The following is a 20,208-nucleotide window of genomic DNA, read 5'->3' on the forward strand; positions in this document are numbered from 1 at the left end:
GCCTGTCGTCGACCTCGGAGCCGGGCCTGTCGTCGGCCTCGGCGCCGGCCCTGTTGCTGGGATCGGAGCCCTCCGGTCCGCCCGGTGGCCTCGGGCGCCCGACGGGAGTCGGGGGACGAGGGGGTCCGCCTACGGTTCGACGATGTGCCGCAGATAGGCGTGCGGGTCGGCGAGGTAACGGCGCCAGTGGTCCACGACGCCCAGCTCCCGCCAGGCGACCCTCCGCATACCGTGCTCGCCGACCTCGATGATGTCCGCGCCCGGCAGTGCGGTCAGCAGGGGGGAGTGCGTGGCACAGACGACCTGACCGCCATCCTTGGCCAACCGGTCGATGTGCCCGATCAGTTCGAGGCACGAAGTGAAGGAGAGCGCTGCCTCCGGCTCGTCGAGAACGTAGAGCCCGGCGTGCAGGAACTTTCCCCGGAACGCAGCGAGAAAGCCCTCACCATGGCTGACATGGTCCGGCGAGAACCCCTCCCTGCCCAGGGCGTCCAGCGCGGTCTCGGCACGCAGGAAGAAGCCCTTGCGCGCGGACCAGCTGGCGACCATGCGGCGCCCGCGCCCCGTGGCGGCGTCGAACCTCACGCGCGCGCCGAGAACCGACTTCTCGCGCGAGGACGCGTAGCGCCAGTCGTGGGAGCCGCCGTAGGAGTCCAGACCGAATGCCTCCGCCAGTGCCTCGACGAGGGTCGACTTGCCCGACCCGTTCTCACCCACCAGGAAGGTCACCGGCGCGGTGAAACGCAGCCCCTCGTCGAGCAGTTGTCGTACGCAGGGCACCGACCACGGCCAGGCATCCTCGTCGTACGTCGACAGGTGGGCATATGCGCGTTCGACAATCACCCCACCAGTGTCACCCGGCGGGGCACACCACGGCATCGCGACCTCCCGGACCGGCGAACTTCCCGGCCGGCCTCGACACCACGGCCCGACGCACCGTCCACCGCACCGCCCGAGAAGCCCTGACCGACGTCCGCACGCACGCTCCCGGTGCCCGTACCGAGGCGCGTGTGTGGCACGACGCCCCACCACTTCGGCGCCGTCACCGTCACCCACCCGGCCGCTGCCCTGCCCAGCCCCCGCCTGGGCCTGATCGGCTGCACGAACACGCCGACCTGCTCCACGGCACCCTCACCGCCGAACCCCGACCGCACGCGAGCGGATCGGTTCGCGTCGCTCTGCCCGTCCTGCTCGTTCAAACCCTTCTCCAGTACGGCCGGTACAGGGTCGCACCACGGGCCCCCGGACCCGGCTGAAACCGCCCCTGAGAGGTGACCCCCACAGGCCACGGACCTGCGCGAGGCCCTTGGCCCGGTCACCACAGCAGCAGCACCGCCACACCCCACAGCACCGACAGGGCCACCAGCAACGGCCCGATCGGCATGCCCTGTTGCCCCGTCGGCGCCTCTTCCAGCGGGCGCAGCTCCGGTTCGAGCAGCAGTGCCCGCAGCTCCTGTGCGGTGCGCACCGCATGCGGCTCGCGGCCCAGGCGGCGCTCCAGCCAGGCCCAGCCGGTGGGAGAGATCTCGACGGCGGAGTCCTTGACCCGATCGACGCGGATGCCGTCGTCGGCGTGCCGCACGGAGAGGATCTCGGTCCACCGGACCCGCCGCACGCGCCACGCGCCCGTCACCCACAGCCCGTCACGGTCGGCGGTGATACGCCAGGCGAGCGCCGTCGCCACGACCGTGACCAACCACGGCACGCTCACGGCCAGCCACAGCAAGTGCCACGACGGCGCGTCGTCGAAGGCGGCCCAGATGCCACCGCCCTGCACCAGCAGCAGGCCGAGGCCCACGCCGCGGGAGACTCCGTGCGCCGTCCACTCGCGCGGGCCCGTCGTGGGAGTCATACCGGCGGTGATCTCGTCCCTGGACGGCTGAGGGTTCTTCCTCGCGCGGCGCCGCGGCCGGCGCTCCGCAGATTCCGGGACGGCCGGCTTCACCGCGGTGACGCTGCACTGCACCGACACCTCGATGTCGTCCTCGTCGTCGAACGCGACGAAGACGACCTCGGCGCCGGTGCAGGGAACGCCGTACAGCACGGCCTCCCGCAACGGCGGGGGAGGGTCCTCGCCCTTGAGGATCTCCTTGATCCTGTCGAGTTCGATGACGGCTTCGTCGTCATCGTCACCGTCCACGTCCTCCTCATCCTCGTCGTCCTCGTCGTCCTCGTCGTCCTCGAAGGCGTGCAGCGAATGGAAGTGCAGGATCGGCCGGAGGCCGTGCGGGTCGTCGGCGGCGAACACCCAGGTGCGGCCGTCCTCGTGATCCTCGCGCACCAGTACGTGCAGCGCCGGCAGCGGCCCCCTCCGCAGCCGCAGCGCGCGCGTCCGCCCGTCCACGCCGTTGGCGAGGAACGCCAGCCCCGCGACGGAGCCGACCAGTACCAGCAGCTCCCAGCCGATGGCGTCGTACGGCTCCGCGACCAGCGCCGACCAGTCACCGTCCACGAGCACGTCGACCCGGCTGTCCACGGGAAAGTCCTCGGGGTAGGCCGTCTCGAAGCGATGGACACGCCCCTCGGTCTCCACGGTGACGGTGTCGCTGTCGTCGTCCGAGTCCAGAGCGGTGACCCGTCCGGACAGCTGGGTCGCGCCCGCGGCCCGCTCCTCGTACGCGTCGACGACCTGCTGCACCTGCACGCAGCCGAACCCGGCAACGCCCAGCAGGAGGGCGGCCAGGACGAAGGAGAGCCGGCCCCGGCGGAACGTCCGCGCGGCGGGAGGCAGCAGTTCCCCGACCGGCCCGGCCGCCTCCAGGATCCGCGCCCGTTGCCGTCCCGCGGCGGCCAGCCGGTGGACGAGCCCCGCCGTGGCGAACGCGGCGGCCACCAGGAACGCGAGCGCGGACGGTTCGCCGAGCGCCGAGGTGAAGCCGCGCTCCACGGCGGACCCCGTCAGCGCCACCGCGAGCCCCGCGAGCGCGAGCCGCGGCTGCCGCCACACCCAGTACAGGGTCAACAGCAGCACGACGGCTGTGCCGAGGCCCGGCCAGTCGGTACCGCACGGGGCGGCGGACGTGCAGGGCTCGACGGGAGCCGCCGCGATGTACCAGATCAGCGAGGCGGCCAACGCCGCCAGCGCCCACCGGGGATGCGCCCACCGGGCGGGAGCGGCGGCGAGCCAGCGCCCGGCGTCCGGAGTCCGCCACTGGACAGTGCCGGACGGTATGTGTTCGGCGGGCAACGGCAGGGGAGGTCTGTTCACTGGCGCATTATGACCAGGGTCGAGGCGACGGCCTGCTCCGGGGACCTCAGCAGGCCCGTCACCGGCCGCGCCGTGTCCGGCCTGCTGCCGCTACGGCCGCTCTCCCGGCCGCGACCCCGGCTCCGACCGCGTAGGAGTCGGAGGCTGTCGCCACCTACGCGCGGTGGTTCACGTGTGGGCACGCCTGTCGCGGCAGGTGCCGACGCCCGAGCCCTTGCGGCCCCCTCCCGGATCCGTCAACACCGGTTGCCGCGCCGTGACTTGAGCGTCGAGTACTTGCGGCGAAGCCGGTCCCCGACCTCCCCCACTGTGACCAGCAGCGCTGCGGAGGCGGCGCACCGCAGGACGTCCGTGGGCTGACCGGTGCTGCGACTCAGCAGCCAGAGGACGAGTGTGAGTGTGCTCCACCAGAGGCCGACCGATCCGATCTCGCGCCGCCAGGACCATGACGCCGTCATGACGCGGCACTCGCGGAGCGGTGCGAGACGGTGATCGCGACCGCGCAGCCGGTTCTGGAGGAGAACGCCGGGCAAGACCGGTGCCGGGCCGCGCGGGCCGAGGTCTGCTGCGGGTTCGGTGGCACGTCAGCCACGGCGGGCGACGGCGACAATGACGAGGCCGGCGACGAACACGGCGAGGCCGAGAACGAGGACGGGAAGACCGGGGCCGGGCAGCACGTACATCGCTGCCCCGGCCAGGGCCACTGCGGCCCCGGCGGCGGCCAGGAACGCTCCGTGGCGTCGTGCGGACATGTTGCTCCAGATGCTGTTGCGGGTGGACGCGATCGGTGCCGGCGGGATCCGGCGTCCTGCTCCGGGACGTCGCTCAGGGCGCGCCGTCGCGCTGCCGGTGACCGACCGTGCGTCGGCTCGCCGCGATCACGAGGATGCCCGTCACCATCAGCACGCTGCCGGTCGACGTTCCCCACTGCCGAGTGCCCAGGTGGGGGGTCATCAGCCCGAACACCGCCTGGCAGCAGAGCGCGAGGGCGATGAGCAACTGTCCCCATCCGTAGGGCTGCGGGCGGCGGACGTGTCTGCGGTTCCAGGGAAGCACCCACCCGCGCGTGACCGCCGCGGTGCCCGAAGCGGCGACGAGCAACGCCAGCGCGATGACCGCTGTGCCGAGGTAGAGCCTCATGTCCCTCCTTGCGAGACTTCGCGACCCGGCCCGCGCCGGACATTCACGTGATCATGACATCCCGTGGTCGGCACGTCCACGGCCGCGTTCTCGCCGGTCATGCCCGGCGACAACGGGGCGACGGTGCTCCGGGCCGCAGCGGCGTGACCCCGATCGAGGTGATCACTGGGTTGCGGTCGCGGGTGGGTGGCGCCCCGGGCGACGGCACACCACGGCAGGTACGGCGATCGCGTGCTCCCACCGCAGGACGACCGTCACCCGGCCACCGGCCGCGGCCACTTGAGCAGCCCCCGGACGAATCCCGGCACGGCGAGTGTCCTGTCCTGCCGCCGCGGCGAACTGGAAGCGGTCCCTGGCTGATGCGTTCTGGACCGTGGACCGGGCCTTGGGCGGGCAGCGCCGTCCGACCCGGACCCAGAAGTGGGTGGCTCGGCGTCCCGTCGCTGCCGGCCTCTGCGTGGCCGTGCCCCTGACGCTCCTCGGCCTGGCGATGTCGCGCGAAGGCAATACCGAAGACCTGCTGTTCGCCGTGTCGGCGGGGATGGTCCTCGGCGTCGTCTTCGGGCTGTCGGCCGCCTTGGAGCGGCTCCGGCAGCGCAGGCTCAAGCGACTGGGTGTGTGGGACGGATCCTGACCGGAGTGCGGGGCGCTTGCCTCGATGGGCATCCGCGAGGAACCCACCGCCTACGCCAACGCGCCCGCCACCTCGGTCGCGGCCGCGGCGAGCGGAACCGCTCCCGCCGACCGGCGCCGCGTCACAGATCGCGGCGGACGCCCCGTCCGCCGTCGCAGACCGGGCGCGACGGCGGCTTGACGAGCACGGGGCAGGAGTTCCACAGCTCCACCCCCGCCGCGATCAGTTCCCGTACTGCGCGCTGTTCCGCGGGAGTCCATTCCGCGTGCTCGCCTCCGAACAGCTTCTCGTAGGCGCTGTCGTGCACGGAGTTCTGCTGGGGCAGTCGGTGCGGCTGGGCGAGTCCTCGGGCCAGGTCCTCGAAGAAGTTCCACGCCTCCAACACCGCGCCCCAGGGGACGCGTCGGCGCACCGGGTCCTCAAGCCAGTGCTGGACGCGGGCGAGTTCCAGGGTGTTCGCCTCGGGACCGGCGAGTCGGCGCCCCCGTCGGCCCACGTACACGCGTGCCTGCCGAAGAGTGAGGAACACCGGGACCTGGCGGCGATCAGCTCCTGGCGACGTCAGCACCTGATCGGGTCCGTCGTCCTCGCCGGCGATCCACAGCACGAGCCCGCTGCGACCGAGCCCGCGCACCCGGTAGGCGTAGAGACTCCCCCGCGCATCACCGCGTCCGGCGGCGGAGGCCGTACACCCCTCTGGCGTCCCGGTCTTCCTCATGCCCGCACACTGGCACGACCGGCGAGAAGCCGTCGCGTATTTTCTCCGCAGGCACAGTCCTGGAACGACGGCCGACCCCGGCACCGGGGACCCGTCCGTCACGGACCCGGCACCTGGCGACTTCGGCCACCGGCTCACGGCCACGAACCAGCACCAACACCAACACCGGCACCGGCACCGGCACCGGGCATGATGAGGGCATGATCACAGTGCATCTGAAGTACGAGATCGACGCCGACAAGTTGGCGGACTTCGAGGAGTACGGCCGCCGCTGGGTGCGGCTCGTCAACCGCTTCGGCGGGACGCACCACGGCTACTTCCTCCCCAGCGAGGGCGACAGCGACATCGCCTACGCGCTGTTCTCCTTCCCCGGCCTCGCCGCGTACGAGCAGTACCGCACGGACAGCATGTCCGACCCGGAATGCCAGGAAGCATTCGCGCTGGCGCGCCGGACCGGCTGCATCAAACGGTACGAGCGCCGTTTCCTGCGACCGCTCGACGCCGTGTCCTAGGAGTTGCGGTCTTCTGGCGCACCAGCCGTGCCGGCGTGGAACCGCGCGGCTCCCAGGCCCGGGGCCTGCCCTGCCCCGAGGCCCGGAGGGACCTCGACAGCGACGAGCCGTCCAAGGGCAACCTCGACCCGACGGGGCCGCAAGAGGCGCTCGGCGGCCCCGGCGGCTCGCGCATCGCTGTGGTGATCATCCCCCACCGGGTCCACACCCTGGGGCACCCTGCACCACGTCGGGCAGGTCCTGGAACGGACGGCGAAGCACAGTGACCGGATCTCCGGCTGCCGCACGGTGGAGCGGGCCCCGCTTCTCCGCCGTTTCGCTGACTCGCTGAAGCCCGAGCCGGTACGACGGCGGACGGGAGGTCCGCTCCCGCCGCCGCCTCCGCGCTGACCGCCCGCCGGACGTGCGCCGCGTCTGCCCGCCGTCGGTTCCCTGGGAGACACAGCTGTGCCGGGGGCACGAACCGTACGAGGTTCGTGCTCCCGGCGGAGGCGACCGGCCCGGTGCACGGGACGGTCGCCGCGGCTGGTCGGACTGCTCAGCAGCTCAGGTTGGATCCGGGGTCGACACCCAGGATCCGGGTGAAGTTCTGGTAGCTGTTGATGCGGCTCTGCACCTGCGCCGGGTTGCGGCCGTCGCACTCCAGGTAGCCGTTGATGGAGCGGATGGTCTCGCCGAAGCCACGCCCGTTGACGATCGCGTGGTGCGGGGTCATGGTGCCGGGGCCGGTCTGGGTTGTCCAGTACCAGAGGCCGGTGCGCCAGGCCACGGACGGGTTCTGCTCGACCAGGTACGGGTTGCGCAGCAGGTCGAGGCCGAGGGCTTCACCGGCGGCCTTGTAGTTGAAGTTCCAGCTCAACTGGATGGGGCCGCGCCCGTAGTAGGCGGCCTGTCCGGCCGGGCAGCCGTACGGCTGGGCGGCGTCGCAGTAGTGCGGGTAGTTCGCCGTGTTCTGCTCGACGACGTACCGCAGCCCGCCGGTCTCGTGGTTGACGTTGGCGAGGAAGGCCGCGGCCTCCTGACGCTTGACGGTGTCGCTGCCCGAGTTGGCGAAGGCGGGGAACGCCTTCAGCGCGTCGACCAGGCCCGCGTAGGTGTAGAAGCTGTTGCGGTTCGGGAACATCTGGTGGAACTGGCTCTCGGAGACGACGAATCCGGACGGGTCCGGATCCGGGTCCTGGCCTCCTCCGCCACAGGCGCCCTGGTCGGCCCAGACGCCCCAGGGGCCGGTGGTGCCGGGCGTTTCGCCCTGTGTCCACCACTTGGCCTGGTAGTTGCGACCGCCGTGCGAGACGGCCGTTCCCTGGGTGTAGACCGCGCCGGAGTTCCAGACGGCGGCGCAGGAGGCGGCCGCTGCCGCGCCGGCGGCCACGGCGGTGCCGGTGGCGAAGAGGGGAAGCAGCACCGCGAGGAGAGCCGCGGCGGCGAGAGAGGCGAGGGTACGGGAGGGCTTTGTTGCGGAGATACGGGTACGTGACACGTCACCACATCCTCGGTGGGGGGAGAGTGGCCCGAGCAAACCGCATTGGTCTGGACCTGTCAAGGTCCAGACCAATTCTCACTGGGGGAGTGCAGCCCTCGGCCCCCGCGTGAGTTGCTCCGGCGAACAGTCAGGTTTTAGGGTCGCCCCTCATGGGGGAAAGCGAAGACCGCACTGCTCGGAGCGACGACGCAGGTCCACCGCCCGACGGCGCAGGTCCAGCGCCCGACGACACAGGTCCACCGCCCGACGACGCGAAGCCGCCACGGGGGAAGCTGCGTTGGGCGGCCCTCACCCTGGGGCTCGCCGTGGTCGGCAGCTTCGGCTGGGCCGCGATGAACCACCAGTTGCCGTGGAGCGGCCTCCCGGACCGGGTGTGCTGGGACTCCGTCGACAGCTCCCTCCTGGCGAGCGCGGCAGCCGCCGATCCCGGTGACGCGGACTGGGAGGTCACGGAGGAGAAAGACACCTGGGAGGATCCCTCCTGCACCGTGGAACGGGGCGACTGGCGGGCCGGCGCCACCGTGATGAAGGCGCCGCTCGGTACGCGCCTGTGGTGGAACCTCGGCGGGCACCCGTTGCCGGGAAACCTGCCCGGAATGGTCACGGTGCGCGGCGACCGGGTCGACGGCTGGCTCCACCTCCCCCAGTGCCGGGACAGGGTCGTCAACGTCGACGTCCCCGGCGCGCGACGCGACCGGACGGCCGCCGCGGACCTGGCGGCGCGCATGCTGGTCGCCGTGGGCAACTCCCGTGTCGACGGCTGCGGCGGCGAGCCCTTCCCCGAGCCGCGGGCCTTCGGCCGGCAGGCGCTGGAACCGGTGGCGCTCGGCGCCGGAGAGGCCCCCTGCGGCCTGCCGGTCGGCGAGAGCCTCGCGGAACGGGGTGTCGGGGACCTTCAGCAGTGGGGCTCCCTGGCCGGTGGCACGATCAGCAGGTGCCGACTCACCCACCGCTCGGACAAGGAGAACGACCTGGGTGCCCTGAGCGCGCTCGTCCTGCGGGACAAGGGCATCCTGGACGCCTTCTCGCCGACGGGCGTGCGCACCACCGTGCAGGTGACGCCCGGCCGCCCCCCGAAGCTTTCGCCCCACGACCTGCGCTACGACCGCGACGGCGCCACCGCCCTGGCCTGCGCCCGGGGGAACGACACCAGGTACGTCCACGTCTTCGCCTCCGGGCCGGACCCGCACTACGCGGCGATGAAGCGGGCGGTCCTGAACGAGGTCGCCGCGAGAATGTCCTGCCGCTGATCCGCCCCATGGCCCAACGCCCCTGTGTGCAGGGTGCGATGAGACGCGGTCGCCCGCGGCAGCGGGGGCCTCACCCGTGGGAGCGCGCCAGGCGGAAGCCCACGTCGTCGACCTGGTAGGAGGGGTGGCTGCGGCGGCGTGCGGAGGCGCGGCAGCTCCAGTGTTCGTCGAACCAACCGCCGCCCCGGAGCACCCGGTACGTGCCGTAGACCTCGGCGTCGTAGACGTCCCAGCACCAGTCCCAGACGTTGCCGAGCATGTCGTGCAGTCCCCACGCGTTGGGGCGTTTGCCGCCCACCGCGTGCAGGCGCTCGTGGGAGTTGCCGCGGTACCAGCCGATCTCGTCGAGGTCCCCGTAGCGGGGCCCCGCCCCACCGGCACGGCACGCGTGCTCCCATTCGGCCTCGGTCGGCAGCCGGTAACCGTCGGCGGACGTGTCCCACTCGATCTCCTCGGCCCCGGCACCGAAGCGGTACGCGGACGTGAGCCCTTCGTGCCGGGACAGGGCGTTGCAGAACCGCACCGCGTCCCACCAGGACACGCTCTCCACGGGCAGCCGGTCCCCGGGGGTGGTGCTCGGCCGCCGGCCGGTGATCCGTGCGTACAACGCCTGGGTGACCGGACTCGCCGCGAGTCGGCAGGGCGCGAGCTCGACCTGCCAACTGCGCTGTGTCCGCCGGTCCGACAGGGTCACCCGCCCCGGCGGAATGGCGATCATCTCGGTCCCCGTCAGCGCGTCCATGATCAGGGGATCCTACGAGACGGGCTGCCGGGACGACTCGGCGGTGTCCCCTCCTCCCCCGGCCGCCCTCGACGGACGGCTCCGGCACCGGGCTCCGCCAGGGCGGTACCGCACGGGGCGCGGCGGCCGTTGCTCCACTCGGGTAGGTCCCGCACCCGAGTTTCGCGTCCGGGCCGTTACCAGCCGCCTCGCCACGCGTTGACATGCCGTGGCGGTCGCAATACTGCGGTCGCCGTGTTTCCTCGAAGGAGAACTGATGTCTCGTTTCGCCCAGACTGCCGCTGTCGTGGCCGGTGCCGGTGCCCTCATGGCCGGCGGTGCCGGTGTGGCCACCGCCGACGCCGAGGCGCAGGGCATCACCGCCAACTCCCCCGGTGTCGTGTCGGGCAACCAGCTTCAGGTTCCCGTCCACATTCCGGTCAACGTCTGCGGCAACACCGTGAACGTCATCGGGCTGCTCAACCCGGCGTTCGGCAACAACTGCGTCAACGGTGACGAGCACCACGGCGGCTACGGCAGCTGATCCCGGTTCGGTTCCCGCGGCCCCTCGACCACTTGTGTCGGGGGGCCGCGGTGCGTCCCGTGCGGCCGGGCCGCACGAGGTCAGGCGTAGCGGTACAGCGAACTGTGGTCGAGCAGTTGGGCGGACGTCAGGTTCCACGGCGGCAGCTTCTCGTGCAGGCTGTAGACCCTGCCCCGCTGCGGATCGCCCTCTCCGAGCGGGGCGGCCGGCAGGTATCCGGAGCGGGGGTGCGCCTGCTGCCAGCGCGCCCACAGCAGGTCGACGTAGGCGTGGTGGAGCCAGAAGACGGGGTCGTTGGGCGACACCGCGCCCACCATGACGCCGCCGACCCAGCGGTGCACCCGGTTGTGGTTGGTCCCCCTGTCCGTCGCGCTCGACGCCCAGCCCTCGAACTTGTTGCGGAAGCCCCTGGCGGACCTGCTGTCCCAAGGGGCCGAGTCGTACACGGGGTCCTGCATCGCCCAGGCCACGTCCTCCTTGGTGGGCAGGGTCACCGTGCCTCGGGGGCCGCCGAAGTTCCGGGTGAGGAAGCGGGTTTCGGTGACGGAGGCGGAGATCTGCCAGTTGCCGTTCCGGTGGGCGAACGGTCCGGTCATGACCTGCTGGTCGCCCTTCCTGCCGTTGCCGCCCAGGAAGTCCTCCGCCCACAGCGAGGCCGCGGGGGTGTTGTCCGTGGTCCAGTCCCAGTACGGCACCGACACCGTCGGATCGATGGCCTGCAACGCCTGCTCGAAGGCCAGGAGGAACTGTCGGTGCCACGGGAAGAAGGACGGGGTCATGTGAGCGGCCCGCGGTCCGTTCTCGCCGTCGGCCGTGTAGAACTGGCCGTGCAGGGACACGAACTCGTCGTAGCGTCCGGACCGCTTGAGTTCGAGGAACGCGGCGACCAGCCGCCGTTTCTCCGTCCGGGTCAGGTTCCGCTGGTTCTTGCGAGTGTGCACCGGTGCGGTTCCTCCTGGTTCAGGTGGTGTGCGCGGAGGTCCAGGACAGCTGAGCGGACCCCAGGTCGTCGACGGCGGCGCGGGCCGCGGCCAGCAGGGTCGGGAACGACTCGTAGTGGTTCACCACGGTCATGTAGCCGCCGTTAGCGCACCGCATGACGTGCAGGGGTCGGCCGTCGATGAGCACCTCGGGGCGGCCGGGTGTGTGCGCCCGGCCGCCGGGGGCCCGCCCGGCACCGTGCTGCCGGAGCGCGGCGGCGCCCGGCGTCAGACATTCGATGTGGCGCCCGCGGTAGGTCTCGGTGACGCGTACGGCCGGCGGGGCGGCCGCGCCCGCGGGTCCGGCGGAGGCCTTCTTCGCGAGGATCGGTGCGAGCGTCCCCGCGGTCCCGGCCACGACGGCGGCGCCGAAGACGGTGCGCACCACCGCCCGCCGGGTCGACCGCGCCGCGCCCGCTTTCCCGGCGAGGCGGCCGTCCTGGGGGGTCGGGGTCCTCATGGCTGGCTGCCTTTCACATCTGTTCATGTAACGAACAACGAGATGAGCGGAAAACCGTTCTCGGCGGTGCCGGGATCCGGGAGCCGGGTGCGGCACTTCGCGCGTTCCGGTCGTGCGTAGTCGAATGCGCGCTCGCTTTCCGTACGACGGGCCGCACCCTTGTCGAATTCCACCCGACTGGTCCCGGTAGAAGGGTTCCTGTTCCCCTGATGGCGTACTAACGGGCCCTCAGTAAGCCATTCGTAGGAATGTCGGCCTAGTGTCCGGAGTATGCACCGCCCTGCGGAAAAGGAGAGACACATGCCAACTCGGCGGAGTCTGACCGCCCTTTCGATCGGGACGATTTCCGTCGCCCTGTTCGCTGCCTCGGGCAGTGTGCCGGGAAAGGCGCCCGAAGCCGACCGTGCTTCGGTCCGCTCGGACGCGAAGCCCGCCCCCGCTCCCCCCGCTCCGACGGCCACCGCCGAGCAGGAGGGGACCCGGCCGGACACCGCGGTCGGCGCCTACCTCCACTACGGGCCGGCCGGGGTGCAGCGGGCGAAGAAGCTGTCGCGCTGGCTCGGCGGGACCGAACTCACCGTCGGCCACACCTACCTGCCGGGCGACCTCTGGTCCAACATCGAGGGCCGGCCCGAGTTCCTGCGTCCCTGGGCGAAGTGGCGGCGCGGCGCCCCCGAGCGGATGTTCGTCCTCAACGTGCCGATGCTGGAGGGCAACGAGAACCGCGTCTCCGACCGCAGGGTCCGCTCCCTGCTGCGGTCCGGTGCCCAGGGCGCCTTCGACAGCCACTACCGGAAGCTCGCCGAGAACCTGGTGGGCCTGGGCGTCCCCGACACGGTGATCGTCCTCGGCTGGGAGATGAACGGCATCACCTACACCCACCGCTGCGGGCCCGACCCGGCCGCGTGGAAGGAGTACTGGAGGGGGATCGTCACCACCATGCGGTCCGTTCCGGGACAGAAGTTCCGCTTCGACTTCGCCCCGAACCGTGGCCGTGACGCGGTCCCCTGGACCGACTGCTACCCCGGGGACGACGTCGTCGACATCATCGGCATGGACTCCTACGACCAGCCGCCCGGCTCGTCCTTCGACGACCAGGTCCGGGGCCCGTACGGACTCCAGCACCAGGTGGACTTCGCCGCGGCCCGCGGCAAGCCGATCTCGTACCCGGAGTGGGGGCTGTTCCGCAACGGGGACAACCCCGAGTACATGCGTCGCATGCTCGACTGGATGGCGCAGCACAAGCCGCTGTACCAGACCATCACGGACTACTGTCCGCACGGCGTCTGGCAGTGCGACGAGAACCCGCGGTCGTCCGAGGTGTTCCGCAAGGCGCTCTCGGCGAAGCCCACTCCCGTGCCCCCGGACCCCACACCGGTGCCGCCGAAGCCGACCTTCCCGAACTGGCCCGAGCCGAACCCGGACGACTGGTGCGTGCCCTGGAAGCTGGACGAGTGGACGGCCCGCTGGGTGCCCGGACTGCGGACCTGCACCTCGGCTTTCTGGTCCGCGTACCGCAAGTAGCCGCCGCGAGGCGGTGCCCGTCGGGGCCGCCCGGCCGCTCCCTCCCGGAGGGGGCGGCCGGGCGGCTGCGGCGTGCGGGGGCGGTGCGCGCCGGAGCCGGAGGTTTCAGTGCGCGGGAGTGCTCGCCCGTCGGCTGTTCCAGCGCGCCCGCCAGTCACGGGCCGCGGGCAACTGCTCGACGACCGTCCGGGCGGCCCAGTCCCGTGACGTCACCTGCGTCGCGCGCAGCCGCAGCAGCGGCTGGAGCGCCGGGTTGGCCAGCAGCAGTCTGCTGTTGGTCACCGGCTGGGGGCGCCAGTGGTCCTTGTACGCCTCGGAGCCCCGCAGCAGGCTGAGCACCTCGCCCCCGGAGCCGGCGGCCAGGTGTGCGTCGTGGCGCAGCAGCATCGTCGTCACGTCGACCTTGCGTTCCCTGAGCACCGGGTCCGCACCGTAGAGGTACCCGCCGGTGAGCCGGCCGGAGTGGACGGTCAGCTTCGCGGCGACGACCTCGCCGTCCTGCCGGAACTCGGTGAGCGCCGCGTCGCCGTCCCGCACCATGCGCCGGGCCGCCCGCTCCAGGTGGGCGGCGAACCGGGGCCGGAGGTGCTCGACGTTGATCCCCCGGCCCCGCCACTGGAGTTCGTGCAGCCGCAGCAGATGGGCGACCGTGTCGGACACCTCGTGCTCCGCGACCACCCGGCTCTCGATGCCCATCGCGTCGATCTTGCGGAGCTTGGCGCGGATCCGCTGCGCCCGGCTGCTCGCCATCCGCCGGGTCAGTTCGTCGATCGGCGAGGCGGGCAGTTCCATGCAGGTGGAGTCCTGGAGGCGTCGGCGGGCGCCGGGCCAGGTGTCGTACAGCTCCTCGGCGACCGCTCCGGGACGCACCTCCCGCATGTCGATCACGGCGTGCCGGGCGGCCCGGCGCAGGCCGTGCCGCAGGGCGCGCAGCGTCTCCTTTGCGCCGTCGTCGTCGACGAGTACGTCGAAGTAGTCGGAGATGCCGAGGCCGACGGGGACGAGCAGCGGCATCGGCGCGTGCACGAGCATCAGCGGTGCGGCCCCGACCAGTCGGTCCCCGCGCCGGACGAGGACGGTGCGCAGCCGGCCCTCGGCGCCGTAGGACAGCCACCACGAGCTCAGCCAGGCGTGGCTCTGGAAGGGGGTCGCCGCGGCGCAGCGGCGGTGCAGCGCGTCCCACGCGTCCCGCAGTTGTGCGAAGTCCTGGGGTTCGCGGCAGAGGGTGGCGTGCAGGGTGTCCCGCGTCATGTCGCTCACACCCTCTCCCGCTCGGCGCCGACGCGGTCGGTCGAGTGCGCGGGGGCGGGCAAGGGGGTGGGGGCGGCCGGTTCCCCGGAGCGCCGGGGCCTCACCAGCAGGACGAGCCCGCCGAGGAGGCCGCCGGCGCAGGCGCCCACGGCCGAGGTGAGCGGCACGGGCTGGGAGGAGGAGGCGATCGGGGGCACCGCGCGGGAGAAGTTCACCAGCTTGACGCCGGTGTTCCGGGTCATCCCGTTGCTCTTGGTGAGCAGGGCGTCCGCCACGGCGTTGGCGATGTCGGCGGCCTGCGCGGGGGTGTGCGAGGTGCCGGTGATCGCGATCATCGGCGAGTCCGGCGAGGTCTCCGTCTGCACCTGGGAGCGCAGGGTCGTCGCGGGAACGCCGGCGGTCACGCTCGCGTACGTGAGGGTGGAGTCGCCGGAGGTGATCCGCCCGTACGCCTGCGCGTAGCCGAGGGCGGCGTCGGGCGGGGTGCCCTTGGCGGGAGCCGCGATGACGTACCCGGTGGACCGGTACTCCGGTTCCTGGAGCATCCCGTAGGTTCCCGCGCACAGTGCGCCGAGGACGGCGCAGGCGGGGACGGGCCACCAGGCGGGCAGGGACGGCAGCGGCGGCACGGACCGCGCCGCGAGGCGGCGGAGCCGTCCCGGGGCGGGCTTGGGCTGCTCGGGCTTCTCGGTCATGGGCGTGCTCTCTTCGTCGAAGGGGCAAGGGCGCGGGCGTAGACGTCCATGAGACGGGCGGCGCTGCGCGCGATGTCGTAATGAGCCACCGCGGGGGGCGGGGGCAGCCGTCGGGTCCCGGCTTCCCGCCGGGCGCGCAGTGCGGCCGTCAGCTCGACCGCTCCGCCGGTGACCTGCCAGGCGTGCGGTGCGTGGTCCGCGGGGAGGTCCTCGATCGCCGGGCAGGCCCGGTACAGGACCGGCAGTCCGGCGGCCAGCGCCTCCACGACGGCGAGTCCGAAAGCCTCTTCGCGGGAGGTGGAGACGAAGAGGTCCATGGCGCCGAGCAGGGCCGGGATGCCGGGGGCCGCGGTGCCCGGCGTGCAGTCGCGCTCGCCGAGCAGGTGGATCCGGTCCGCGGCTTCGAGCTGGATCGCCAGCGCGCGCAGCGGTTCCCGCTCGGGGCCCTCCCCCGCCAGCAGCAGGCGTGCCCCGGGCAGTGCGGCCACCGCGCGCACCAGGATGTCGAAGCGTTTGCCCGGGACGAGGCGTCCGACGCCGCCGACCACGAAGGCGTCCTCGGGGAGGCCGAGGGCGGCGCGGGTGGTCCGGCGGCCCGCGCTGTCGTGGCGGAAGAGGGCGGCGTCGATCCCGTTGGGCACGACGTGGATGCGTGCGGAGGGGACGCCCCAGTCGCGCAGGCGTGCGGAGACCGTCCCGGAGACGGCGACGGTCGCGGAGCCGAGACGCTCGGTGGACAGGTACAGCGCGCGGGTGCCGCGGCTCAGCGGTCGTCCCTCGATCTCGGCGCGGCCCAGGGAGTGTTCGGTGGCGACGCAGGCCCGCACGCCCGCCAGCCGCGCGGCGATCCGCCCGTACACGCAGGCACGGTAGAGGTGGGTGTGGACGAGGTCGTAGGAGCCGTGGCGGATCAGCCGGACCAGCCGGGGCAGCGCCGCGAGGTCGCGGTTTCCGTGCATGCCCAGGTGGGTGACGCGCACGCCGTCCGCCCGCAGCCCGTCGGCGACCGCCCCCGGGTTGGTCAGCGTCACGACGTCGCAGCGGGCCGGGAGGTGGCGCAGCATCAGCCGCAGTTGCTGTTCGGCGCCGCCGACGCCGAGGCCGGTGATGACGTGCAGTGCCTTCATCGTCCGCCGCCGACCGGGAGGGGTCGCGGGGCGGCGGTGCGCTCGGCGGGCAGGAGGCTGCCGCGGCGGGGTCGCAGGCGTTTGGCCCAGAGGTGCGCGGCACGGTCGGCCTGGCTGATGTGCGTGCGGGGCAGGGCGTAGGGGCCGGTCAGCGGGCCGGGGTCGATGGCGCAGCCGTACGTGTAGCCCGCGTCGCGCACCGCGTCGGCCACGCGCTGGTCGAAGGTGCCGTACGGGTAGCAGAAGCCCTGGGGGGGCTCGCCGGTGACGCGGCGGATCAGGGCGCGGCTGCTGCGCGTTTCCAGGCGCAGTTCCTCGTCGGTGGCGAGGGTCAGGTCGCGGTGGACCAGCCCGTGCGAGCCGATCTCCATGCCCGCCTCGGCCGCCGCCCTGACGCCGCTTTCGGTCAGCAGGGGTCTGCGGGGGCCGAGGGGGTCCCATTCGTTGGTGCCGCCGGGGCGGCCGGGCAGGACGAAGACGGTCGCCGTGCAGCCGTGCCGGCGCAGGGCGGGCAGGGCGGCGTCCAGGAAGTCGGCGTAGCCGTCGTCGAAGGTCAGTCCGACCAGTCCGCGGTCGCGGCCGGCGGCGCGGGCCCGCAGCAGGGCGCCGACGCCGACGCCGGTCAGTCCCCGGCGGCGCAGCCAGCGCAGGTGGTGGTCGAGGCGGTCGGCGGCGACGGTGATGCCGTACGGGTCGTCCCTCGGGTCCGCGACGGAGTGGTACATCAGGATCCACGGGGGCGCGGCGGCCGGGGCGGAGGGACAGGTCCTGGTGGGGCGGGGGCCCCGGGCAGTCGGGTCAGCGGTCATGGCAGAACCTCTGTCGGGTGAGTGCCAGCAGGTGGAGGACTTCGGGGGCTCTGACCGCCAGCCCCGTGAGCACGAAGGTGACGGGGACGAGGACGCAGCCGGCGCAGAGACTGAGCAGGGGGCCGGCCGGCAGCGGGGCTGCCGCCCAGCCCGCGGTGGCGGCCGCCGCGGCGGCGACGATCAGTCTGCCCAGCGAGAGGCTGATCCCGCGTACGTCGACGGGCAGTACGCGGGAGCCGAGACCGGCCAGCAGCAGCAGAGCGGTGGTGGTGATGCCCACGGCGTTGGCCGCGGCGATTCCGTAGACCCCCCAGGGGCCCACGGTGACCGCGCCCGCCGCGATGGTCACGGCGAGCCCGGCGCCCATCGAGGCGGCCGGGTACCAGGTGGGCCTGGCCGAGGAGAAGAACGGGCGTCCCAGCGCCCCCACCAGGCAGTGCCCGAGGAGGCCGAGCGCGTACAGCCGCATCACCATAGCGGTGGCGGCGGTGTCCTGGGCGTCGAACGCGCCGCGCTGGAAGAGGACTTCGATGATCTGCGGGGCGTAGCCGAGGACCAGGGCGGTGCCGAGCAGGACGATGGCCCCGGCCAGGCCCAGGTCGCGTTCGACGCGGCGGCGTGCGCGCTCCAGGTCGCCCTCGGCCATGGCCTGGGCGAGGGCGGGGAAGGTCACGGTGCAGATCATCAGCGACAGCACCATCGGCATCTGGGCGACCTTCTGCGCGTAGTTGAGGTGGGAGATCGCGCCCGCGGGCAGCCCGGAGGCGAAGAAGCGCTCGACCAGGACCTGGGACTGCCGGCTGAGCGTGAAGGCTATGACGGGCAGCAGGAGGGCGATGCCCAGGTGCCGGATGGTCGCGGCGCGTGGCGTTCCGGGTGACCGGCGTGTGCGTCGGCCCGGTCGGCGCGGTCCCACCAGCCGTACGAATCCCGGCAGTTGGACGAGGATCATGAGCAGGCTGCCCAGGGCAACTCCGGCGGCGGCGGCGCGCACTCCCCACACGGTGTGCAGGGCGAGCATGGTGGCGATGACGCCGACGTTGTACGCGACGTACACCCCGGCCGGGGCGAGGAATCTGCCGTGTGCGCGCAGCCCCGCGCTGCAGTAGCCGGTCAGGGCGAAGGTGAGCACGGTGATCGAGGTCAGGCGCGTGCAGTCGACGGCCAGCCGGGGGTCCTCGAACCCGGGGGCGAGCACCCGCACGACCCAGGGCGCTCCGAGCATCAGCAGTCCGGCCAGGCAGGCCAGCAGGCCGAAGAGGCGCGGGCAGGTGGCGGTGACCAGCGCCCGGACGGGGTCCGGCTCGGAGCCGTCCGGGGCCGCGGCGGCACGTCGCAGGAGGGCGTGGCTGAAGGCGGGGATCAGCAGCAGCGCCATCGCGTCCTCGATCAGCAGGGTCGCGGCCATCTCGGGCACGGTCCAGGCGATGAGGAAGGCGTCGCTCTCCAGCCCGGCACCGAACAGGTGCGCGATCGTCTGGTCGCGCACCAGGCCGAGCAGCGAACCGGCCGCGGTGAGCGCGGCGGTGACCCAGGCGGCGCGGACGAGCAGGCGGCCGAGCCGGGGCGGTTCGTTCTTGCCGGGGGTCGCGGGAGCGTCGGTGGTCACGGGCAGGGCGGCAGCGTCGGTGGTCACGGGCAGGGCGGCAGCGTCGGTGGTCACGGGCGGGGCGGCAGGGGAGTCCACGTCCTCCGCGGGGCCCGTTCCGGTCGTGAGTTCGCTCATGTCGCTGCCCGCGCCTTCGCCTCGACCGGCGCGCCGGGAAGCCGGGCCGACGGGCAGGCGGGCGCGGGGGGCGCCGCGTGCCGCGGTCCTGCCAGCGCCCACCAGGCGGCCAGGCCGAAGACGATGCCGGTGAGGACGGTCGAGGGGCCGCCGATGTCGGCGTACAGGAAGTCGACGGTCTGCCAGAGGGCCAGTCCGACGGCGACCAGTCCGCAGTCCGCCGCGGCCACGGTCCGTCTGCCCCCTGGCAGCAGTCGGCGCACACCGCCCACCAGCACCGCCGCCCAGCTGCCGACGAAGGCGGTGACGCCGATCAGCCCCTGCTCGCTGAGGACGAGCAGATACATGTTGTGCGGGGACAGCAGGGGCTGCTTCTCGAAGGACCGCCCGGCGCCCGCGGTGTCGCTGCCCGAGGACAGGCCGATCGAGGCGTGCGCGTCGCGGTGTGCGGGAAACCCCTTGAGTCCGACCCCGGCGGCGGGCTGTTCGCGCCACATGCTCGTCGCGGCGGCCCACATGGTGTACCGGTCGTTGACGGACCGGTCGGGGGTGCCGGTCACCTGGGTGATGCTGGTGAGCCGTTGCGAGATCATCTCGGATCCGACGCCGAACCCCACGACCAGGACCACCGAGGCGGGCACCAGGACCGCGAGGGTGCGCAGCGCCGGGCGCCGGCCGGCCAGCAGGAGCATGGTGGCGCCCGCGATCACCGTGGCGATCCAGGCTCCCCGGCTGAAGGACAGCGCCAGGGGTACGACGAGGCCCACCGCGGCGACGAGCGCCGCGGGCCGCAGCCAGCGCGGGGCGTGGCGGGGTGTGCGCAGCGCGAGCGCGGCCGCGGCGAGCAGCCCGTAGGCGACGACGGTGGCCATGCCCATCACGTCGGTGGGCCCGAAGGTGCCCACCGCGCGGACGTCCTCGCCCATGTAGGACGCGCCCGTGCCGGTGACGTACTGGTGCACGCCGACGACGCCCTGCACCAGCGCGAGCACGGCGAGGCAGCCGGTGACGACCCGGAAGCCCCAGGCGTCGCGGATCAGCAGGACCACGGCCAGTGGCACCAGCACGAACACCTGGAGGTAGCGGACGAAGCCGGTCAGGCTCAGCGCCGGGTCGGCCGAGGTGACGGTGGCGATCGCACAGGCCACCGCGGGGGCGCCGAAGACGAACACGGCGACCGGTGCCAAGGGCCGTGTCCTGCGCCGCAGTACGCCGACCAGGGCGCAGAGCACCACGGCGCCCGAGGCGGCGTCGGCCGCGGTGACGCGCGCCGGGCCGCCGGCCCCGGCGCCGTGGACGGGGGCGGCCAGCAGCAGCACGGTCGCGAGGACCGGCAGCAGCGGCCACCAGCGTGCCGCCGCTCCCCGCACGCGGGCGGGTGCGGGGGGCGGCGGGGCGGGAACGGCGGTCCCATGGGCGTGCATGC

General features: G+C 72.9%; 21 protein-coding genes. 5 read left to right on the forward strand and 16 right to left on the reverse strand.

What is annotated here, in order from left to right:
• Positions 1-129: 129 nt before the first annotated feature.
• The 5 genes from ACQPZG_RS00900 to ACQPZG_RS00920 form a co-directional block, all read right to left on the reverse strand.
• The gene (locus ACQPZG_RS00900; protein ID WP_433543812.1) at positions 130-843 is read right to left on the reverse strand and encodes an AAA family ATPase; all 714 of its coding nucleotides are present in this window, start codon (positions 841-843) and stop codon (positions 130-132) included.
• 472 nt (positions 844-1,315) lie between these two features.
• Positions 1,316-3,208 (reverse strand): hypothetical protein, encoded by a 1,893-nt coding sequence (locus ACQPZG_RS00905; protein WP_433543813.1) that lies wholly within the window; start codon positions 3,206-3,208, stop codon positions 1,316-1,318.
• A 236-nt stretch (positions 3,209-3,444) separates the two neighbouring features.
• The gene (locus ACQPZG_RS00910) at positions 3,445-3,741 is read right to left on the reverse strand and encodes a hypothetical protein (protein WP_433543814.1); all 297 of its coding nucleotides are present in this window, start codon (positions 3,739-3,741) and stop codon (positions 3,445-3,447) included.
• A 51-nt stretch (positions 3,742-3,792) separates the two neighbouring features.
• On the reverse strand, positions 3,793-3,960 hold the full coding sequence (locus ACQPZG_RS00915) for a hypothetical protein (RefSeq protein ID WP_433543815.1): 168 nt from the start codon (positions 3,958-3,960) through the stop codon (positions 3,793-3,795).
• 73 nt (positions 3,961-4,033) lie between these two features.
• Positions 4,034-4,348: a hypothetical protein gene (locus tag ACQPZG_RS00920; protein ID WP_433543816.1), complete on the reverse strand. Its 315-nt coding sequence runs from the start codon at positions 4,346-4,348 to the stop codon at positions 4,034-4,036.
• Positions 4,349-4,772: 424 nt separating this feature from the next.
• On the opposite strand from ACQPZG_RS00920, the gene ACQPZG_RS00925 reads away from it, so the two are divergent.
• Positions 4,773-4,982 carry a hypothetical protein gene (locus tag ACQPZG_RS00925; protein ID WP_433543817.1) on the forward strand — a complete coding sequence of 70 codons (210 nt, stop codon included), beginning with the start codon at positions 4,773-4,775 and terminating at the stop codon, positions 4,980-4,982.
• A gap of 121 nt (positions 4,983-5,103) precedes the next feature.
• On the opposite strand, the gene ACQPZG_RS00930 is transcribed toward ACQPZG_RS00925, so the two are convergent.
• The gene (locus ACQPZG_RS00930; protein WP_433543818.1) at positions 5,104-5,700 is read right to left on the reverse strand and encodes a hypothetical protein; all 597 of its coding nucleotides are present in this window, start codon (positions 5,698-5,700) and stop codon (positions 5,104-5,106) included.
• Positions 5,701-5,900: 200 nt separating this feature from the next.
• Between ACQPZG_RS00930 and ACQPZG_RS00935 the strand changes: the two genes are divergently transcribed.
• Positions 5,901-6,212: an NIPSNAP family protein gene (locus ACQPZG_RS00935; RefSeq protein WP_433543819.1), complete on the forward strand. Its 312-nt coding sequence runs from the start codon at positions 5,901-5,903 to the stop codon at positions 6,210-6,212.
• A gap of 538 nt (positions 6,213-6,750) precedes the next feature.
• Here the strand turns inward: ACQPZG_RS00935 and ACQPZG_RS00940 are convergent.
• Positions 6,751-7,692 (reverse strand): glycoside hydrolase family 19 protein, encoded by a 942-nt coding sequence (locus tag ACQPZG_RS00940; RefSeq protein WP_433543820.1) that lies wholly within the window; start codon positions 7,690-7,692, stop codon positions 6,751-6,753.
• 152 nt (positions 7,693-7,844) lie between these two features.
• Between ACQPZG_RS00940 and ACQPZG_RS00945 the strand changes: the two genes are divergently transcribed.
• Positions 7,845-8,945 (forward strand): hypothetical protein, encoded by a 1,101-nt coding sequence (locus ACQPZG_RS00945; RefSeq protein WP_433543821.1) that lies wholly within the window; start codon positions 7,845-7,847, stop codon positions 8,943-8,945.
• Positions 8,946-9,015: 70 nt separating this feature from the next.
• On the opposite strand, the gene ACQPZG_RS00950 is transcribed toward ACQPZG_RS00945, so the two are convergent.
• Entirely contained in the window at positions 9,016-9,687 is a 672-nt protein-coding gene (locus tag ACQPZG_RS00950) for a formylglycine-generating enzyme family protein (RefSeq protein ID WP_433543822.1), read from the reverse strand.
• A 256-nt stretch (positions 9,688-9,943) separates the two neighbouring features.
• Here ACQPZG_RS00950 and ACQPZG_RS00955 point away from each other — a divergent pair, with 256 nt between their 5' ends.
• Positions 9,944-10,210: a chaplin gene (locus tag ACQPZG_RS00955; protein ID WP_433543823.1), complete on the forward strand. Its 267-nt coding sequence runs from the start codon at positions 9,944-9,946 to the stop codon at positions 10,208-10,210.
• Positions 10,211-10,290: 80 nt separating this feature from the next.
• Here ACQPZG_RS00955 and ACQPZG_RS00960 read toward each other — a convergent pair whose 3' ends face one another.
• On the reverse strand, positions 10,291-11,151 hold the full coding sequence (locus ACQPZG_RS00960) for a tyrosinase family protein (RefSeq protein WP_433543824.1): 861 nt from the start codon (positions 11,149-11,151) through the stop codon (positions 10,291-10,293).
• 19 nt (positions 11,152-11,170) lie between these two features.
• Entirely contained in the window at positions 11,171-11,650 is a 480-nt protein-coding gene (locus ACQPZG_RS00965; RefSeq protein WP_433543825.1) for a tyrosinase family oxidase copper chaperone, read from the reverse strand.
• 300 nt (positions 11,651-11,950) lie between these two features.
• Here ACQPZG_RS00965 and ACQPZG_RS00970 point away from each other — a divergent pair, with 300 nt between their 5' ends.
• Positions 11,951-13,174: a glycoside hydrolase family 26 protein gene (locus ACQPZG_RS00970; RefSeq protein WP_433543826.1), complete on the forward strand. Its 1,224-nt coding sequence runs from the start codon at positions 11,951-11,953 to the stop codon at positions 13,172-13,174.
• Between the two features lie 105 nt (positions 13,175-13,279).
• On the opposite strand, the gene ACQPZG_RS00975 is transcribed toward ACQPZG_RS00970, so the two are convergent.
• Genes ACQPZG_RS00975 through ACQPZG_RS01000 form a run of 6 tightly spaced genes read right to left on the reverse strand, consistent with a single transcriptional unit; the run spans position 13,280 to position 20,206 of the window.
• Complete coding sequence (locus ACQPZG_RS00975) at positions 13,280-14,425, reverse strand: GNAT family N-acetyltransferase (protein WP_433544578.1); 1,146 nt, start codon at positions 14,423-14,425, stop codon at positions 13,280-13,282.
• 5 nt (positions 14,426-14,430) lie between these two features.
• Positions 14,431-15,120 carry a lipopolysaccharide biosynthesis protein gene (locus ACQPZG_RS00980; protein WP_433543827.1) on the reverse strand — a complete coding sequence of 230 codons (690 nt, stop codon included), beginning with the start codon at positions 15,118-15,120 and terminating at the stop codon, positions 14,431-14,433.
• Positions 15,117-16,247, reverse strand: coding sequence for a glycosyltransferase (locus ACQPZG_RS00985; RefSeq protein ID WP_433543828.1), 1,131 nt, complete (start codon positions 16,245-16,247; stop codon positions 15,117-15,119). Before ACQPZG_RS00985 ends, ACQPZG_RS00980 begins: the two co-directional genes overlap by 4 nt.
• Positions 16,244-17,056, reverse strand: a complete 813-nt coding sequence (locus ACQPZG_RS00990; RefSeq protein WP_433543829.1) for a polysaccharide deacetylase family protein — start codon at positions 17,054-17,056, stop codon at positions 16,244-16,246. The genes ACQPZG_RS00985 and ACQPZG_RS00990 overlap by 4 nt, the downstream gene beginning before the upstream one ends.
• Entirely contained in the window at positions 17,046-18,782 is a 1,737-nt protein-coding gene (locus ACQPZG_RS00995; RefSeq protein WP_433543830.1) for a lipid II flippase MurJ, read from the reverse strand. Before ACQPZG_RS00995 ends, ACQPZG_RS00990 begins: the two co-directional genes overlap by 11 nt.
• The gene (locus ACQPZG_RS01000; RefSeq protein WP_433543831.1) at positions 18,779-20,206 is read right to left on the reverse strand and encodes an O-antigen ligase family protein; all 1,428 of its coding nucleotides are present in this window, start codon (positions 20,204-20,206) and stop codon (positions 18,779-18,781) included. The genes ACQPZG_RS00995 and ACQPZG_RS01000 overlap by 4 nt, the downstream gene beginning before the upstream one ends.
• Positions 20,207-20,208 lie beyond the last annotated feature (2 nt).

Source organism: Streptomyces sp. CA-294286, assembly GCF_050947155.1.
Classification (GTDB): domain Bacteria; phylum Actinomycetota; class Actinomycetes; order Streptomycetales; family Streptomycetaceae; genus Streptomyces.

Bases quoted from the DNA above. Each gene is read 5' to 3' on its own strand.
- ACQPZG_RS00920 (WP_433543816.1), bottom strand. From the start codon at position 4,348: ATGAGGCTCTACCTCGGCACAGCGGTCATCGCGCTGGCGTTGCTCGTC.
- ACQPZG_RS00950 (WP_433543822.1), bottom strand. From the start codon at position 9,687: ATGGACGCGCTGACGGGGACCGAGATGATCGCCATTCCGCCGGGGCGG.
- ACQPZG_RS00945 (WP_433543821.1), top strand. From the start codon at position 7,845: ATGGGGGAAAGCGAAGACCGCACTGCTCGGAGCGACGACGCAGGTCCA.
- ACQPZG_RS00955 (WP_433543823.1), top strand. From the start codon at position 9,944: ATGTCTCGTTTCGCCCAGACTGCCGCTGTCGTGGCCGGTGCCGGTGCC.
- ACQPZG_RS00995 (WP_433543830.1), bottom strand. From the start codon at position 18,782: ATGAGCGAACTCACGACCGGAACGGGCCCCGCGGAGGACGTGGACTCC.
- ACQPZG_RS00980 (WP_433543827.1), bottom strand. From the start codon at position 15,120: ATGACCGAGAAGCCCGAGCAGCCCAAGCCCGCCCCGGGACGGCTCCGC.
- ACQPZG_RS00990 (WP_433543829.1), bottom strand. From the start codon at position 17,056: ATGACCGCTGACCCGACTGCCCGGGGCCCCCGCCCCACCAGGACCTGT.
- ACQPZG_RS00970 (WP_433543826.1), top strand. From the start codon at position 11,951: ATGCCAACTCGGCGGAGTCTGACCGCCCTTTCGATCGGGACGATTTCC.
- ACQPZG_RS00930 (WP_433543818.1), bottom strand. From the start codon at position 5,700: ATGAGGAAGACCGGGACGCCAGAGGGGTGTACGGCCTCCGCCGCCGGA.
- ACQPZG_RS00975 (WP_433544578.1), bottom strand. From the start codon at position 14,425: ATGACGCGGGACACCCTGCACGCCACCCTCTGCCGCGAACCCCAGGAC.
- ACQPZG_RS00915 (WP_433543815.1), bottom strand. From the start codon at position 3,960: ATGTCCGCACGACGCCACGGAGCGTTCCTGGCCGCCGCCGGGGCCGCA.
- ACQPZG_RS00985 (WP_433543828.1), bottom strand. From the start codon at position 16,247: ATGAAGGCACTGCACGTCATCACCGGCCTCGGCGTCGGCGGCGCCGAA.
- ACQPZG_RS01000 (WP_433543831.1), bottom strand. From the start codon at position 20,206: ATGCACGCCCATGGGACCGCCGTTCCCGCCCCGCCGCCCCCCGCACCC.
- ACQPZG_RS00965 (WP_433543825.1), bottom strand. From the start codon at position 11,650: ATGAGGACCCCGACCCCCCAGGACGGCCGCCTCGCCGGGAAAGCGGGC.
- ACQPZG_RS00935 (WP_433543819.1), top strand. From the start codon at position 5,901: ATGATCACAGTGCATCTGAAGTACGAGATCGACGCCGACAAGTTGGCG.